Raw genomic sequence first — 14,848 nt, 5'->3', positions numbered from 1 at the left:
GGGACCCCCTCGGTCACGGCGGACCGGCCTTGTACCCCACGCCGCGCACCGTCAGCACGACCTCGGGGTGCTCCGGGTCGCGCTCGACCTTGGAGCGCAGCCGCTGCACGTGCACGTTGACCAGGCGGGTGTCCGCGGCGTGCCGGTAGCCCCAGACCTGTTCGAGCAGGACCTCGCGGGTGAACACCTGGCGCGGCTTGCGGGCCAGGGCGACGAGCAGGTCGAACTCCAGCGGGGTGAGCTGGATGGCCTTGCCGTCGCGGGTGACCTCGTGGCCGGGCACGTCGATGGTGAGGTCGCCGATGCCCAGGGTCTCGGCAGGCTCGGACTCGGTGCGGCGCAGCCGGGCGCGCACGCGGGCGACCAGCTCCTTGGGCTTGAACGGCTTGACCACGTAGTCGTCTGCGCCGGATTCCAGGCCGAGCACGATGTCCACGGTGTCGCTCTTGGCGGTGAGCATCACGATCGGCACCCCGGACTCGCCGCGGATGGCCTTGCAGACGTCGATCCCGTTCATGCCGGGCAACATCAGGTCGAGCAGCACAAGATCGGGTTTCAGCTCGCGCAGGGCGGGCAGCGCCCGCGAGCCGTCGGCCACCACGGCGGTGTCGAACCCCTCGCCGCGCAGCACGATCGTGAGCATCTCGGCGAGAGCCGGGTCGTCGTCCACTACCAGCACACGTGCCTTCATGGGCACATCGTCGCACTGTTCACACCGCGTTCGTCCACCGCCCGCGCAACCCGCCCGGCTAGTATTGTTGAACCTTGAACGAACACGTGACAGGAGCTCCCATGGGCATCCGCAGGCTCAACCACGCCGTGCTCTACGTCCGGCACCTGCCCCGCAGCGTGGCCTTCTACCAGGACGTCCTCGGCTTCCACACCGTCGGGGCGTTCCCGGGAGCGGTGTTCCTGCGGGCAGCGGACTCCGACAACGACCACGACCTTGGCCTGTTCCAGGTCGGGCCGGACGCCGAGGGCCCGACCCCGGGCACGGTCGGGCTCTACCACCTGGCCTGGTCGGTGCGCACGCTGACCGAGCTGGCCGCGTTCGCGCGCACCCTGGCCGAGGTGGGCGCGCTCGTCGGCATGTCCGACCACGGCGTGTCCAAGTCGCTCTACGCCAAGGACCCCGACGGCATCGAGTTCGAGGTGTCCTGGTTCGTGCCGCGCGACCGGGTGACCCCGGAGATGGAGGTGCCCGTCGGCCCCCGCCCGTTGGACCTCGACGCCGAGATCGCGCGCTGGGGCACTGACGTGGTGGGCGCGCTCTAAGACGCGAGCAGAGTGGTCGCCAATGCTGAGAGGTCGGGCGTGGTGGCGCCGTCGAGCACGTGCCAGGGGGACAGCCAGGACGTGGCGGCCAAGCCGTCGTAGACAGCGCTGACTCTGATCTGGAGAGCGGTGTCGGATTCCCACTTGTCGCGGGCGCGGGCGTCGGTGTGCTCGCGGTGCGCGGCCCGTTCCGCCGCCAGGGTCGCCGAGACGCGCAGGAGGAGCTGGGCGTGTGGGACTGGGAGGCCGAACCGCTCGATCTCGACGGCGCGGACCCAGTCCACGAACTCGCCCGACGCGTCCTGGCGCAGGCGGGCGGCGCCGTAGGCGGCGTTGGAGGCGACGTAGCGGTCGAGCAGCAGGACGTCGTGGGTGGCGAGGTCCGAGCGCAGGTCGGCCAGCGCTGCCTGACGGTCGAGGGCATAGAGGACGCCCATGCCGTAGACGGACTCGCCTAGACCGCCGAGCCTTCCGTGCAGACCGTCGTGCACCAGGTCAGCGGTGACCGACTGTCCGTAGCGCGGAAAGGCACGCGTGCCTACCGTGGCGCCGTGCTCGGCGAGAGCGGCGGTCAGCTTGCCTGCCAGAGTGCGCTTACCGGCGCCGTCTAGGCCCTCGATCACGATCAGTCGTCCCACCCGGCAAACCCTACGCGGAGGCGGACCGGTGAAAGCCGTGGGCGGCGCGCTCCCCCTCCCCCAAAGGAGCGCGCCGCCCACTCACCCCCGCCGGGGGTGGCTCACCGCCACCGGCGCGCCCCCTGCGCGCGCCGGAACTACACAAGATCGTCTGAGACCGGTGTCCCGTTACACCCTGTTTGCCACACGCTGAAAAGACGCCTGCCCCGCCGCGCGGGTTGCGTGGCGGGGCAGGCGAAAACGGCGAACCGGGGAAATCAGTAGCGGTAGTGCTCCGACTTGAACGGGCCGTCGACGTCGACGTCGATGTACTCGGCCTGCTCCTTGGTCAGCTTGGTGAGGGTGCCGCCGAGCGCTTCGAGGTGGATGCGGGCGACCTTCTCGTCCAGCTTCTTCGGGAGGCGGTAGACCTCCTTGTCGTACTCCTCGTGCTTGGTGAACAGCTCGACCTGGGCGATCACCTGGTTGGAGAAGCTGTTCGACATGACGAAGCTGGGGTGGCCGGTGGCGTTGCCCAGGTTCATCAGCCTGCCCTCGGACAGCACGATGATCGAGTGCCCGTCGGGGAACACCCACTCGTCCACCTGCGGCTTGATGTTGATCCGGCGCACGCCGGGCCAGCGGGCCAGGCCCGCCATGTCCAGCTCGTTGTCGAAGTGGCCGACGTTGCCCAGGATCGCCTGGTGCTTCATCCGCGACATGTGCTCCGCGGTCACCACGTCCTTGTTGCCGGTCGTGGTGATCACGATGTCGGCCTTCTCGATGACCTCGTCCAGCGAGCGGACCTCGTAGCCGTCCATCGCCGCCTGCAGGGCGCAGATCGGGTCGATCTCGGTGACGACCACCCGGCCGCCCTGCGCGCGCAGGCTCTCCGCGGAGCCCTTGCCGACGTCGCCGTAGCCGCAGACCACGGCGAGCTTGCCGCCGATGAGGACGTCGGTGCCGCGGTTGATGCCGTCGACCAGCGAGTGGCGGATGCCGTAGCGGTTGTCGAACTTGCTCTTGGTCACCGAGTCGTTGACGTTGATCGCCGGGAACAGCAGCTCGCCAGCGGCGGCCAGCTGGTACAGGCGGAGCACGCCGGTGGTGGTCTCCTCGGTGACGCCGCGGATGTCCGCGGCGATCCTGGTCCACTTGCCCGAGTCGGCCGCCAGCGAGTCGCGCAGCGTCTGCAGGATGATGCCCCACTCCTCCGGGTCATCGTCGGAGAACGCGGGCACCACGCCCGCCTTCTCGTACTGCACGCCCTTGTGGACCAGCAGCGTCGCGTCGCCGCCGTCGTCGAGGATCATGTTCGGGCCGCCGCCGTCCGGCCAGGTCATCATCTTCTCGGTCGCCCACCAGTACTCCGGCAGGGTCTCGCCCTTCCAGGCGTAGACCGGGACGCCCTTGGGCTCCTCCGGCGTGCCGTGGGGGCCCACCACGACGGCTGCGGCCGCGTGGTCCTGGGTGGAGAAGATGTTGCACGAGCACCAGCGGACCTCGGCGCCGAGGGCGACCAGTGTCTCGATCAACACCGCGGTCTGGACGGTCATGTGCAGCGACCCGGAGACGCGGGCGCCCCGCAGCGGGTACACCTCCGCGTACTCGCGGCGCAGGGCCATCAGGCCCGGCATCTCGTGCTCGGCCAGCCGGATCTCCTTGCGGCCGAACTCGGCCAGGGAGAGGTCGGCCACGGCGAAATCAATGCCGTTGCGCGTCTGCGCGTAGCTAGCCCCGGTCGTGGTCCGCGTGTCTTCTGCGGTCATCGGGTAAATCCTCCAGACTTCGGGTTCCAGCGGAAGACTACCGTTGTGGTAGGAGGCGTGGAGCGGCCTCAAGGGGTGATCCGCGCCGGGGGGTGCGACCGGGGGAGAAATCGTGCTGCTGAGTGGCTCGGAAACCCGTGTGGTGGAACTGCGCGTGCACGGGATCATGGGGACCACCGCGGAATCGCTGGTGTCCGCGGTGGCGGCGGTCGACGTCGCCGGGGACGGGGTGGGGCGCCTCGTCCGGCCCGCTGACCGGCTGCAACGCCCGGCGCCGGGACCGGTGCTGCGGGCGGAGGGCAGGTCGGTGCCCCGCGTGGTCGAGGGGTACGTCTGGGGCGCGATGACCTCGGGCGGGTGGGCGAAAGCCACGTGGGCGCTGCTGTTTCCGTTCTCGTTGGCCAACATGGCGCATTGGATGCTCCCGCCGATCCCCAGCGGCCACCGCGCCGCCCGCGTGCTCGGTCTACTTAATCGATCACTCTTACGTTTGGCCGCCCTGCTGCTTACCGCACTGCTGGTAGCGCAAACGGCGGTGGTGAGCCTTGATTTGCTGGCCGCGCAATGCCTAGCGCCTGGGACCGGCTGCCTGGCCTGGGTGCCGGACAACCTGCGCGCGGCCTATCCCTTCCGGCAGGCCGTGGGGCTGCTGCCCGCGCTGCTGGCGATCTTCGTGCTGCACCGGATCTCGTCGGTCGCGTGGGAGACCCCGGCCGCGCCGAACCCGCCCGCCGCGCCGCCGAACACCCGGGTCCAGCTCCCCGGGCGCAACCTGGTCGCCGATCCCGACACCCCGGCCCTGCGCACGCTGCACCTGGTCACGGCGCTGGCCACGGTGGCGCTGATCCCTCTCGGCGGCCCGTTCGACCCGCCGTCGGGCGGCCTCGCGCGTGGACTGTGGATCGGCGCGCTGGTGGTGATCGCGGCGATGGCGCTGGGTGTCCTGCTGCTCGACGACCCCAGGGGCGCGGAGCCGCGGCGGGGCGGGCGGTGGCTGCGGGTGGCGCTGGGCCGGGGGTCGCGCACGGCGCTGCTGACCGCGGGCGCCGGGCTGGCCGTCGCGGCGGGCGCGGTCATGCGGCCGGTTCCGGGCGGGCTCCCGGGCACCGGCTCGACGGTGGAGGCGATCGCGGGCGGGCTGATCGGGGCCGTGGTGCTGCTCGGCCTGCTGCTCGTGCCCGCCGCGCTGATCGCCCGGCGCACTTGGTCGGGCCTGCCCGGCGACCTGCGGCCGTGGGCGGGCGGCTGGATGACCGCGCCGGTCCTGGCCTTCGCCGGGCTGCTCGGCGGCGGGTTGGGCGCGGGCCTGTCGATCACGCTGCGCGAGTTGGTCGGCGACGGCGGCATCATGCTGCCGCAGGGGTACGAGCAGGTCACGCTGCTGTGGGGCGCCGCGGCGGTGATCGGGGCGGCCGTGGCGGTGCCCAGCCTGGCGCTCGCGGCCATCCGGCTGCTGGTGGTCCCGGAGGGCTACCGGGAGATCGATCTGCTGCACCAGGGGAAGCCCAGGGACGCGGCCAAGGCGCTGCGCGCGTGGCGGCTGGCTGGTTGGCAGCGCCGCAACATGCACCGGATGCTGCTGGCCACGGCGGGCGTGCTGTCCGCGGGTGCGGGCATCTCGGTGACGATGCGGGTCGCCGGGATACGGACGCCGGAGTGGATGAGCCCGCTGTCCGGGCTGGGCATCGTGACGCTGGGCCTGCTCGCCGCGTCTCTCCTGCGGGCGGTCTACACCGCCGCCAAGAAACCGGAGGCGGGCAGGCGGCTGGGGGTGCTGGCCGACCTCGCCTCGTTCTGGCCGCGCGAGGCGCATCCGACCGTGCCACCGTGCTACGCGCTCAAGGTCGCGCCCGAGCTGGCGGCGCGGGTGGTCGAGCACCTCCGCGATCCGTCGACCCGAGTCGTGCTGACCGGGCACAGCCAGGGGAGCCTGCTGGTCGCGGTCACGGCGGCGCGGCTGCTGGAGTCGATGAACGAGCCGGAACGGCAGCGGCTCGGCCTGCTCACGGTCGGGTCGCAGCTTCAGTGGGCGTACCCGCGCGCCTTCCCCGGCGCCGTGCCGCACGAGTCGCTGGCGCAGCTGGCCGGGCAACTGGGCATCCGGTGGCGGTCGCTGTGCCGAGGCACGGACCCGCTGGGCGGCGCGGTGACCACGTGGGGCAGGCAGGTGTGCGACGGGCGGCTGCTGGGCACCGGATTCCGGGCGGACGGCACGGTCGGGCCGCTACCCGCGGCCAAGGTAAGCCCCACCGGGGCGCTCGTGCTCGGCGGCGACCACTGGCTGCCCGACCCGATGCGCGGCCCGTTCCCCGGGCGGCGGTGGGCCGCCGGAATCCTCGGGCACGGCAACTACATGGTCGACCCGGAGTGGGACCGCGCGGTCGCGCTCGCCGCGGGCCTGGACCCGGCGGACCCCACGGCGACCTCTTGGCGCTCGGTTCCGTAGCGGCCCGACTCGCGGCGGTGGGCGGAGACCCGTCGACAGGGATAGCCTCGCGTGGCCCATTCACCCACAAGAGAGGGAGCTTGCCGGTGCCTGGCAACGGTCTGTGGCGGACGAAGACGGTGGAGCAGTCGATCGCGGACACCGACGACCCGGACACCCGGCTCCGCCGCGACCTCTCGACCTGGGACCTGGTCGTCTTCGGGGTCGCGGTGGTGATCGGCGCGGGCATCTTCACCCTCACCGCGCGCACGGCGGGCGACTTCGCCGGGCCATCGGTCTCGCTGGCGTTCGTGATCGCCGCGATCGCGTGCGCGCTGGCCGCGCTCTGCTACGCCGAGTTCGCCTCCACCGTCCCGGTCGCGGGCAGCGCGTACACGTTCTCTTACGCGACCTTCGGCGAGTTCGTCGCGTGGATCATCGGCTGGGACCTCGTCCTCGAACTCGCGGTCGGGTCGGCGGCGGTGTCCAAAGGCTGGTCGGTCTACCTGAACACGGTCATGGGCTACGTGTTCGGCTTCGACCCGGCGGTGACGACGGCGACCGTGGTCACCATCGGCGGCGTGCGCGTGGACTGGGGCGCGCTGCTGCTGGTGATCGTGCTCGCGACGCTGCTGGCGATCGGCACGAAGCTGTCGTCGCGGGTGAGCATGGTGATCACCGGCGTCAAGGTCGGCATCGTGCTGTTCATCATCGTGTTCGGCCTCTTCTACATCAAGGCGGCCAACTACAGCCCGTTCATCCCGCCCGCCCAAGAAGCCGCTCCCGGGGCGAGCGGCGTCGAGCAGTCGCTGTTCTCTTATCTTGTCGGCGGCGAGGGAAGCACCTTCGGCGGGTTCGGGCTCTTGGCGGGCGCGTCCCTGGTGTTCTTCGCGTTCATCGGCTTCGACATCGTCGCCACCACCGCCGAAGAGACCAAGAACCCGCAGCGGTCGGTGCCCCGCGGCATCTTCGGGTCGCTGTCCATCGTGACCGTGCTCTACGTCGCGGTGTCGCTGGTGCTCGTGGGCATGGTCTCCTACGAGCAACTGGCGACCACCGCGAAGCCGGACGGCAGCGAGGACAAGAAGACCCTGGCCACCGCGTTCGCGCTCAACGACGTCGACTGGGCCGCGCAGGTGATCTCCATCGGCGCGCTCGCCGGTCTGACGACGGTGGTGATGGTGCTGATGCTCGGCCAGATCCGGGTCGTCTACGCCATGTCCCGCGACGGCCTGTTCCCCCGCGGCCTCGCCCACACCAGCGGCAAGGGCACCCCGGCGCGCGCCACCATCGCCGTCGGCGCGCTGGTCGCGGTCGCGGCGACCTTCTTCGACGCCGACAAGCTGGAGGAAATGGTCAACGTCGGCACGCTGTTCGCGTTCGTGCTGGTGTCCGCGGGCGTGATGGTGCTGCGGCGCACCCGCCCCGACCTGCCCCGGGCGTTCCGGGTGCCGTGGATGCCGGTGATCCCGCTGCTGTCGATCGCGGCGTGCCTGTGGCTGATGCTGAACCTGACCGTGCTTACCTGGCTGCGGTTTGTCGGGTGGATGGCACTGGGCGTCGTCCTCTATTTCGCGTACGCCAGGCGCAACTCACTGCTGCACAAGTGAGCGCCTACCTCGGGTCGCAGTCCCACGCTTCGGCGACGAAGAACATTCGGGGAATCTCACGAACCCAGGAGTCCTGGCAATACCAGGTGACTCCGAGGTCCCTTGCGGTGAGAAGCACGGGACCCATGTGAAACAGCGGGTCGCAAAGCAGGGCGCCCACGTATTGGTGCGGGGCCTCGCCCGACACTTGCGCTGTCTGGTTGCAGTACGCGTGCGCCTCTGCCCGCTGGGGCTGAGCGGCCGAAGTCCCCGGTGTCAGCAACGCCGCCGATGAGGCGACCGCGGTGAGACTGGCGAACAATCGTTTCATGGTTCCTCCCGAGCACAAGCGTGATTTGCTCGTGGAGCCTGCGCCGCGCATAAGAGAAAGCGCAGGCGAATCGGCACTGCATCACCCGTTCGAGCGTAAGGTCCGATCCGTGCTCCTGGTCTGCGTGGATGTCGGCTCTACCTGGACCAAGGGGGCGCTCGTGTCCCCGGACGGCGAGCTGCTGGGGACCGCGCAGCACAAGACCACGCCGCCGGAGGTGTTGGACGGCATCGACGCTGTCGTCTCGGCGTTGGCGGCGGCTGACGCGCCGATCTTGGCCTGTTCGTCGGCGGGCGGGGGCTTGCGGTTGGCGGTGGTCGGGCAAGAGCGGCTGATCAGTGCTGAGGCGGGTTACCGGGTGGCGCTATCCGCGGGGGCGCGGGTGGTGCACGTGTCCGGTGGGCCGGTGGACGTGGCCCGGCTGCGCGACTCTCGGCCAGACCTGGTGCTGCTGGTCGGCGGCACGGACGGCGGCGACCAGCGGACCCTGCTGCGCAACGCGGGAGCGTTGGCGGGCATCGCGGTGCCGGTTGTCCTCGCGGGCAATGTCGACGGCCGCGATGCGGCACTGGCGTTGTTGGCCGGGGAAACGGTTGTGCCTACCGCGAACGTCTTGCCCGATGTGGGCGAACTGGACCCTGAGCCTGCTCGGGCGGCTATCCGCGCCCTGTTCCTGCGGCACGTCATCGGCGGGAAGGGGCTGTCGGCGGGGTCGCGGTTCCGCTCGCTGGTGCGGACGGTGACTCCGGACGCGGTGCTGACGGGGGTATCCCGGCTGGCGCACGCGCGGGCCGCCGAGGACGCGGGCGCCGTCCTGGTCGTGGACGTCGGTGGGGCGACCACGGACGTCTACTCGGCCGTGTCCACCGCGACCAAGAGCAGGACAACGGTGGCGCTGCCCGCCGACCGGCGCACGGTCGAGGGCGATATCGGGATGCGGTGGTCGGCGCCCGGAATCGTCGCGGAAGCGCTTGCCGAGCGACTGGTAAGCGACGACTCGCTGCTTACCGCTGCGGAAAAGCGAGCGGCTGACGTCGAGTTCTTACCCGCGAACCCGGAAGAGGCAGCTATAGACACAAGGTTGGCGGCACTCGCCGCAGTCTTGGCGGTGCGCCGCCACCTGCGGCTGGTGAGCGGGAACCTGGGGCCACGCGGAGCGGGCCTGTTAGTCCTATCCGGCGGTGTCTTCCGGCACTCGTCAGCGCTGGCGGAGGTCGAGGACGCCCTGCGAGCCGACCCGGTCCTGCGTCCGGTCCTCCGCACGGCCCGGATCACGGTCGACCGCGATTACGTCCTCGCGCCCGCCGGACTCCTGAGCGGCGCTGGCAACGACGCGGCGGCGGACCGGCTGGTCCGCCGCCTGGGCGACGGATAGCTCAGGACGTGGCGACGCTGGTGCGGTAGAGGTCGGGCTCCAGGTAGATCAGCCGCGCCGCCGGAACAGCGGACCGGACCCGGGCTTCTGCGTCGTCGATCGCCTCCGCCACCTCTTCCAAGGGCAGACCGGGCTTGAGGGCGATCTTGGCCGCGATCAGCAGCTCGTCCGGCCCGATGTACTGGGTGCGGATGTGGATGATCCGGTGGACCTTGCCGGTGGCCAGCTCGTCCTCGATCTTGGCCAGTTCCGCCGGGGTGGCGCCCTCGCCGATCAGCAGCGACTTCATCTCGACAATGAGGATGATCGCGATGACGCCCAGCAGGACGCCGATGCAGATGGTGCCCACGCCGTCCCAGACCGGGTCGCCGGTGATGACGGTGAGGCCGACGCCCATGAGGGCCAAGACCAGGCCGAAGAGGGCGCCAGCGTCTTCCAGGAGCACGACAGGCAGCTCCGGGGTGCGGGACTGGCGGATGAAGCCCCACCAGGACGCGTCGCCCTTGATCTTCTTGGACTCGGTGATGGCCGTGTAGAACGAGTAGGTCTCCAGACCGATGGCGACCACCAGGATGATCACCGCGACAATCGCCGAGGACAGCGGCTCGGGGTGGCCGACCTTGTGGATGCCCTCGTACAGCGCGAACGCCGAGCCCAGGGTGAACAGCATCAGCGCGACGATGAACGAGTAGAAGTACCGGTCGCGGCCGAAGCCGAACGGGTGGTCCTTGGTCGCCGCGCGCTGGGACGTCTTCTGGCCCAGCAGCAGCAGGCCCTGGTTCGAGGTGTCGGCCACCGAGTGGACGGACTCGGCCAGCATCGATGACGAGCCGGTGACCAGGAAGCCGACGAACTTGGCCGCCGCGATTCCGCCGTTGGCGAACAGCGCGGCGAGGATGGCCTTGGTGCTACCCCCTGCGGACACAGTGGCTCCCTGCTGGTCGGTCCGGTATGTCGGGATGGAGCCTAGAGTGTGTCGTGGGCGGCCGACTCGGCACCCACGGTTGCCAGGAAAACCTGGGTCGGGCCGTGGTCGGACGACCGCGCGGACAGTTCCGGGTCGCACGCGGGCACCCACACGGAGTGTCCCCGACCGAGCCGCAGCTCGCTGTTCGCCGTGCGCACCGTGGCCGCCCCCTCCGTGCACACCAGGATCTGCGGACGCGCCGAGGGCAGCGCCACGGTGTCGGACTGGCCCGGCGCCCACTCGACGCGGGACAGCTCGAACTCCGGGGCGTCGGTCCGGTAGGTGCGCAGCCTGCCCACCTGCTCGCCGGTGGACACCGGCATGTCGCCGCAGCCGAAGTCGAGCACCCGCAGCAGCTCCGGCACGTCGACGTGCTTGGGGGTGAGGCCGCCGCGCAGGATGTTGTCGGAGTTGGCCAGGATCTCCACCGCCGTGCCGTTGAGGTAGGCGTGCAGGTTGCCCGCGGGCAGGTAGATGGCCTCGCCGGGGCCGAGAACGAGCCGGTTGAGCAGCAGCGCGGCCAGCACGCCCGCGTCGCCCGGGTAGCGCTCCCCCAGCTCTAGGACGGTGCGGCACTCCAGGGAAAACTCGCCGTGCTCCTTGACGTGGCGCACGCACGCGTCGAGCAGGTCGGGCATCAGCCGCTCCAGCGCGACCTGCGGCAGGGTGATCCAGGTGGTGAACAGCGCGCGCAGCCCCTCGGAGCTGGGCTGGCCGACCAGCAGGTCGATGTGCGGGGACAGCCCGGGGGTGCGCAGCCGCTCCAGCAGGGCGATCGTGCGCAGCGGGTCGCGGAACCCGGCCAGGGCGTGGAACTCGGTGAGCGCGCAGACCAGCTCGGGTTTCGCGGTCGGGTCCGGGTAGTTGCGGTTGGCCGCGTCCCGCCCGATGCCCGCCGCTTCCTCCCGCGCGTACCCCTCCGCGGCCTGCGCGGCGGAAGGGTGCGCCTGCATGCTCAGCGGCTCCTCGACGGCGAGGATCTTGAGCAGGAACGGCAGCCGGTTGCCCCAGCGAGCGGCGGCGGCGTCGCCGAGCTCGGTCTCCGGGTCGGCCTCGATGCGCTCAAGCAGGGAGCGCTCCACGCCGTCGCCGTCGACCACCTTCGACGGGTCGCCGGGGTGCGCGCCCATCCACAGCTCGGCTTCCGGGTGCGGGGCTGGCACGGGCTTTCCGAGCATCTCGGCAATGGTCGTGCGCGACCCCCAGGCATACGGGCGCACCGCATTGCGCAGCAGATCCACTGACAACTCACTCCTCTGTCCAACACGGACGTCCCCGACGGGCGAGCCCGCTACGCCGTGACGGGCGCGTATCGCCCGGAACCGCCTGTCGTCCCCGCCGCGAGGCCGAGGTAGAGCGCGGCCAGCTCGAAGCGCAGCGCGAGCACGGCGGCGTTGGTCGGCTCGTCCGCGGTGATCTCCTCGGCGGGGGCGAGCACGTCGGCCCCCGGCAGCGTCTCGGCGGCGAGCCTGCGCGCCGGGTCGCCCGGCTGCGAGCGCACGGCCAGCAGCAGCACCCTGGGCGGCGCGGCCTCGCCGCCGTCGATGTCGTCCGGGTCGGCGAAGATGTCGCGGCCAGAGGTGGCCCGCACGGCGGCGCGGTGCAGGGCGGTGCGGCTCATCGCCTGCGGGTAGCCCGCCACGTCGGACACGATGCCGGTGTGCGTGGCCAGCACCTGCGCGGCGTGCCTGCCCACCGCGGTGGCCACGTGGTCCAGTCCCCACAGCAGCGGCGTGTGCTCGGCCAGCCGCAGCGCCAGCGACTTGGCCGGGTTGACGAACGACTCGTGCTGCGGGTGGCTGCGCTCGGCCTCGCGGTCGAGCTCGTCGGCCAGGTTCGCGGTGTCGACCTTGAGCAGGTTGATGGTGCGCAGGGCGAGCAGGCCGGAGGTGAGCGCCGTGGCGAAGCCGAAGCCGGGGCGCACCGCTATCCGCGGCGCGATCAGCACCGCCTGGCCCGCCGCCGCGGCGGCGACCGGGCCGTCTTCGGGGGCGGTGAGCACGATGCCCGCGCCGAAGCGGCCCGCGCGGTCGATGGTCTCGGCGAGCACGACGTCGCCGGGGTCGTCGGTGTGCGCGATGACGACGTCGAGCGGCCCCACCCAGCCGGGCACCTGGTCGGTGACCACCAGCGGGACCGGGCAGGCAGGCGAGAGCAGAGCGGCGAGCAGGTGGGACACGGCCGGGCCGAGCCCGGGCCGGGTGACCAGGACGACCGCGCGCGGGCGGGTGCCGGTCAGCCGGTCGATCCCCGCCTCCTGGGCCGCCTCGGTGGTCGCCCGCACCTGCGCGCCCGCCATCGCCGCCGCGCGCAGCAGGCCCTCGGAGTCGGCCTCGCCCAGCCGGACGACGTCGTCCAGCAGGGTGTCGTCGGGAACGGGGGTCACGGCTGGGCCGGTCGTTCCGGTTCGACGGCCTCGTCGAGCAGCAACACCGGCACCCCGTCCTCGACGCGGAACTGCCTGCCGCACTCGGTGCAGGTCAGCGCGTCGGCCTCGGGGTCGTCCGGGGTGCCGACGGTGAGCGGGGCGTGGTCGTCCGACGGGCACGCGAGGATGTCCAACAGCTTTGGGTCCAACACGACTGCCATGGCGGTCCTCCTCGTTGTCCAGTGTCCCAGCGCTCGCCGCGCCGCGCTCGGGTCTCGATCAGCATTTTTCCCGGTCAGGCCCGGACGATCGCCAGCACCTCGTCGCGCAGGGCGGCGACGGCGGCGTCGTCGGCCGCCTCGACGTTGAGCCGCAGCAGCGGCTCGGTGTTCGACGGCCGCAGGTTGAACCACGAGCCGTCCGGAAGCTGCACCGTCAGGCCGTCGACCTCATCGATCTCGACCCCGTCGCGCCCGGCGTAGGCGGCCTTGATCGCGGCCAGCCGCCCGGCCTGGTCGGCCACGGTGGAGTTGACCTCGCCGGAGGCGGCGTAGCGGTTGTACTCGCGGGTCAGGTCCGACAGCGTGCGGTCCTGCTCGCCGAGGGCGGCCAGCACGTGCATGGAGGCCAGCATGCCGGTGTCGGCCTTCCAGAAGTCGCGGAAGTAGTAGTGCGCGGAGTGCTCGCCGCCGAAGATCGCGCCGGTGCGGGCCATCTCCTGCTTGATGAACGAGTGGCCGACGCGGGTGCGGACCGGCTTGCCGCCGTGCTCGGCGACGATCTCCGGGACGGCCTTGGAGGTGATCAGGTTGTGGATGACCGTGCCGCCCGGGTCCTTGGCCAGCTCGCGGACCGCGACCAGGGCGGTGATCGCGCTCGGGGACACCGCGTCGCCGTTCTCGTCCACGATGAAGCAGCGGTCGGCGTCGCCGTCGAAGGCGATGCCCGCGTCCGCGCCGACCTCGCGCACCTTGGCCTGCAGGTCCACGATGTTCTTCGGGTCAAGCGGGTTGGCCTCGTGGTTGGGGAAGCTGCCGTCGAGCTCGAAGTACATCGGCACGACCTCAAGCGGCAGGCCCGCGAAGACGCTGGGGACGGTGTGCCCGCCCATGCCGTTGCCCGCGTCCACGACGATCTTGAGCGGGCGGATGCCGGACAGGTCGACCAGCGAGCGCAGGTGCGCGGCGTAGGCGTCGAGCAGGTCGCGGGTCGCCACGGTTCCCGGCTCGGCCGCGGCGCCGATCGGCGTGCCCTGCTCGATCTCGCGCTGCATGTCGACCAGGCCGGAGTCCTGCCCGACCGGGGAGGCGCCCGCGCGGCAGAGCTTGATGCCGTTGTACTTGGCCGGGTTGTGGCTCGCGGTGAACATCGCGCCAGGCAGGTCGAGGCTGCCGGAGGCGTAGTAGAGCATGTCCGTGCTGGCCAGGCCGATGCTGACGACGTTGACGCCCTCGGCGGTGACGCCCTCGGCGAACGCGGTGGCCAGGCCGGGCGACGAGTCGCGCATGTCGTGGCCGACGACGACGGCCGGTCCGCCGACCAGTCGGGCGAACGCGGCGCCGATCTCGCGGACGAGAGCGGCATCGATCTGCTCGCCGACGACACCGCGGATGTCATAGGCCTTGAAGACGCCGGACAGGTCGCGCACGGGGTTCTCCCAGGGGGTCGGGCCGGTGGCCTCGGAAGCCACCCGCGATTCCTCGCCCGGCAGCCTACCGGCGGCCCGTCGCCGCCGATGCCCAGTACTGGCCGGGCGGTCGGCCGGGGCGGTCAGTCGTTGATCGGGTCGGGAAGCACCCGCAGGTGGCCCCTCCTGCCCGAGCCAGCGCCCGGGTCGGGCTGCTCGACCGGGCGGTCCACGCGACCGGCCTCACGCACCGCCTCGGCCAGGGCCGTCAGGTCGTCCACCGAGGGTTCCGGCAGGGCGAACGCGCCGTCGTGCCGGACCACCTCCCACCCGCGCGGCACGGTGAGCCGCAGGGCGTGCTCCTCGCACAGGTCGTAGCTGTGCGGTTCGGAGTAGGTGGCGAGGGGGCCGACGACCGCGGTCGAGTCCGCGTAGGCGTAGGTCAGCGTGGCGACGGCCGGGTCGACGCACCCGGTTCGCGAACACCGTCTCACGCTCCGCACGA

The 14,848-nt window shown here is 71.4% G+C and carries 13 protein-coding genes; 4 read left to right on the top strand and 9 right to left on the bottom strand.

The features are described from left to right. Positions 1–13 precede the first annotated feature (13 nt). Entirely contained in the window at positions 14–691 is a 678-nt protein-coding gene (mtrA, locus tag ACZ6SD_RS08030) for an MtrAB system response regulator MtrA (protein ID WP_285501730.1), read from the bottom strand. Positions 692–777: 86 nt separating this feature from the next. Here mtrA and ACZ6SD_RS08025 point away from each other — a divergent pair, with 86 nt between their 5' ends. Then, positions 778–1,275, top strand: a complete 498-nt coding sequence (locus tag ACZ6SD_RS08025; RefSeq protein WP_465316177.1) for a VOC family protein — start codon at positions 778–780, stop codon at positions 1,273–1,275. Here ACZ6SD_RS08025 and ACZ6SD_RS08020 read toward each other — a convergent pair. After that, a complete protein-coding gene (locus ACZ6SD_RS08020; RefSeq protein ID WP_465316176.1) occupies positions 1,272–1,913 on the bottom strand; it encodes a dTMP kinase in 642 nt (213 codons plus the stop codon). The two genes, ACZ6SD_RS08025 and ACZ6SD_RS08020, sit on opposite strands and share 4 nt — an antisense overlap. 257 nt (positions 1,914–2,170) lie before the next feature. Beyond that, positions 2,171–3,661: an adenosylhomocysteinase gene (gene ahcY, locus ACZ6SD_RS08015; RefSeq protein ID WP_465316175.1), complete on the bottom strand. Its 1,491-nt coding sequence runs from the start codon at positions 3,659–3,661 to the stop codon at positions 2,171–2,173. Between the two features lie 112 nt (positions 3,662–3,773). Between ahcY and ACZ6SD_RS08010 the strand changes: the two genes are divergently transcribed. The 3 genes from ACZ6SD_RS08010 to ACZ6SD_RS08000 all read left to right on the top strand — a co-directional run bounded on the left by ACZ6SD_RS08010 (position 3,774) and on the right by ACZ6SD_RS08000 (position 9,381). Continuing rightward, complete coding sequence (locus ACZ6SD_RS08010; protein ID WP_465316174.1) at positions 3,774–6,107, top strand: hypothetical protein; 2,334 nt, start codon at positions 3,774–3,776, stop codon at positions 6,105–6,107. Between the two features lie 86 nt (positions 6,108–6,193). Further along, on the top strand, positions 6,194–7,696 hold the full coding sequence (locus ACZ6SD_RS08005; protein ID WP_465316173.1) for an APC family permease: 1,503 nt from the start codon (positions 6,194–6,196) through the stop codon (positions 7,694–7,696). A 419-nt stretch (positions 7,697–8,115) separates the two neighbouring features. After that, the gene (locus tag ACZ6SD_RS08000) at positions 8,116–9,381 is read left to right on the top strand and encodes a glutamate mutase L (RefSeq protein WP_465316172.1); all 1,266 of its coding nucleotides are present in this window, start codon (positions 8,116–8,118) and stop codon (positions 9,379–9,381) included. 1 nt (position 9,382) lies between these two features. Here the strand turns inward: ACZ6SD_RS08000 and ACZ6SD_RS07995 are convergent, their stop codons facing one another. The 6 genes from ACZ6SD_RS07995 to ACZ6SD_RS07970 form a co-directional block, all read right to left on the bottom strand. After that, positions 9,383–10,306, bottom strand: a complete 924-nt coding sequence (locus ACZ6SD_RS07995) for a cation diffusion facilitator family transporter (RefSeq protein WP_465316171.1) — start codon at positions 10,304–10,306, stop codon at positions 9,383–9,385. A gap of 41 nt (positions 10,307–10,347) precedes the next feature. After that, positions 10,348–11,589 (bottom strand): mannose-6-phosphate isomerase, class I, encoded by a 1,242-nt coding sequence (gene manA, locus ACZ6SD_RS07990; RefSeq protein WP_465316235.1) that lies wholly within the window; start codon positions 11,587–11,589, stop codon positions 10,348–10,350. 50 nt (positions 11,590–11,639) lie between these two features. Further along, entirely contained in the window at positions 11,640–12,734 is a 1,095-nt protein-coding gene (locus ACZ6SD_RS07985; RefSeq protein ID WP_465316170.1) for a hypothetical protein, read from the bottom strand. After that, positions 12,731–12,937: a Trm112 family protein gene (locus tag ACZ6SD_RS07980; RefSeq protein ID WP_465316169.1), complete on the bottom strand. Its 207-nt coding sequence runs from the start codon at positions 12,935–12,937 to the stop codon at positions 12,731–12,733. The genes ACZ6SD_RS07985 and ACZ6SD_RS07980 overlap by 4 nt, the downstream gene beginning before the upstream one ends. 74 nt (positions 12,938–13,011) lie before the next feature. Continuing rightward, the gene (locus ACZ6SD_RS07975) at positions 13,012–14,364 is read right to left on the bottom strand and encodes a phosphomannomutase/phosphoglucomutase (protein ID WP_465316234.1); all 1,353 of its coding nucleotides are present in this window, start codon (positions 14,362–14,364) and stop codon (positions 13,012–13,014) included. 122 nt (positions 14,365–14,486) lie between these two features. Continuing rightward, the gene (locus ACZ6SD_RS07970) at positions 14,487–14,846 is read right to left on the bottom strand and encodes a DUF3499 domain-containing protein (protein ID WP_194957328.1); all 360 of its coding nucleotides are present in this window, start codon (positions 14,844–14,846) and stop codon (positions 14,487–14,489) included. Positions 14,847–14,848: the final 2 nt, after the last annotated feature.

The organism is Actinokineospora sp. NPDC051303 (genome assembly GCF_055586285.1).
Note: the sequence above shows the minus strand (reverse complement) of the source record. Positions and strands in the feature narration are given on the sequence as shown.

What these genes read in the sequence shown, in the direction of transcription:
- ACZ6SD_RS07980 (WP_465316169.1), bottom strand. Translation starts at nt 12,937, where the DNA reads ATGGCAGTCGTGTTGGACCCAAAGCTGTTGGACATCCTCGCGTGCCCG.
- mtrA (WP_285501730.1), bottom strand. Translation starts at nt 691, where the DNA reads ATGAAGGCACGTGTGCTGGTAGTGGACGACGACCCGGCTCTCGCCGAG.
- ahcY (WP_465316175.1), bottom strand. Translation starts at nt 3,661, where the DNA reads ATGACCGCAGAAGACACGCGGACCACGACCGGGGCTAGCTACGCGCAG.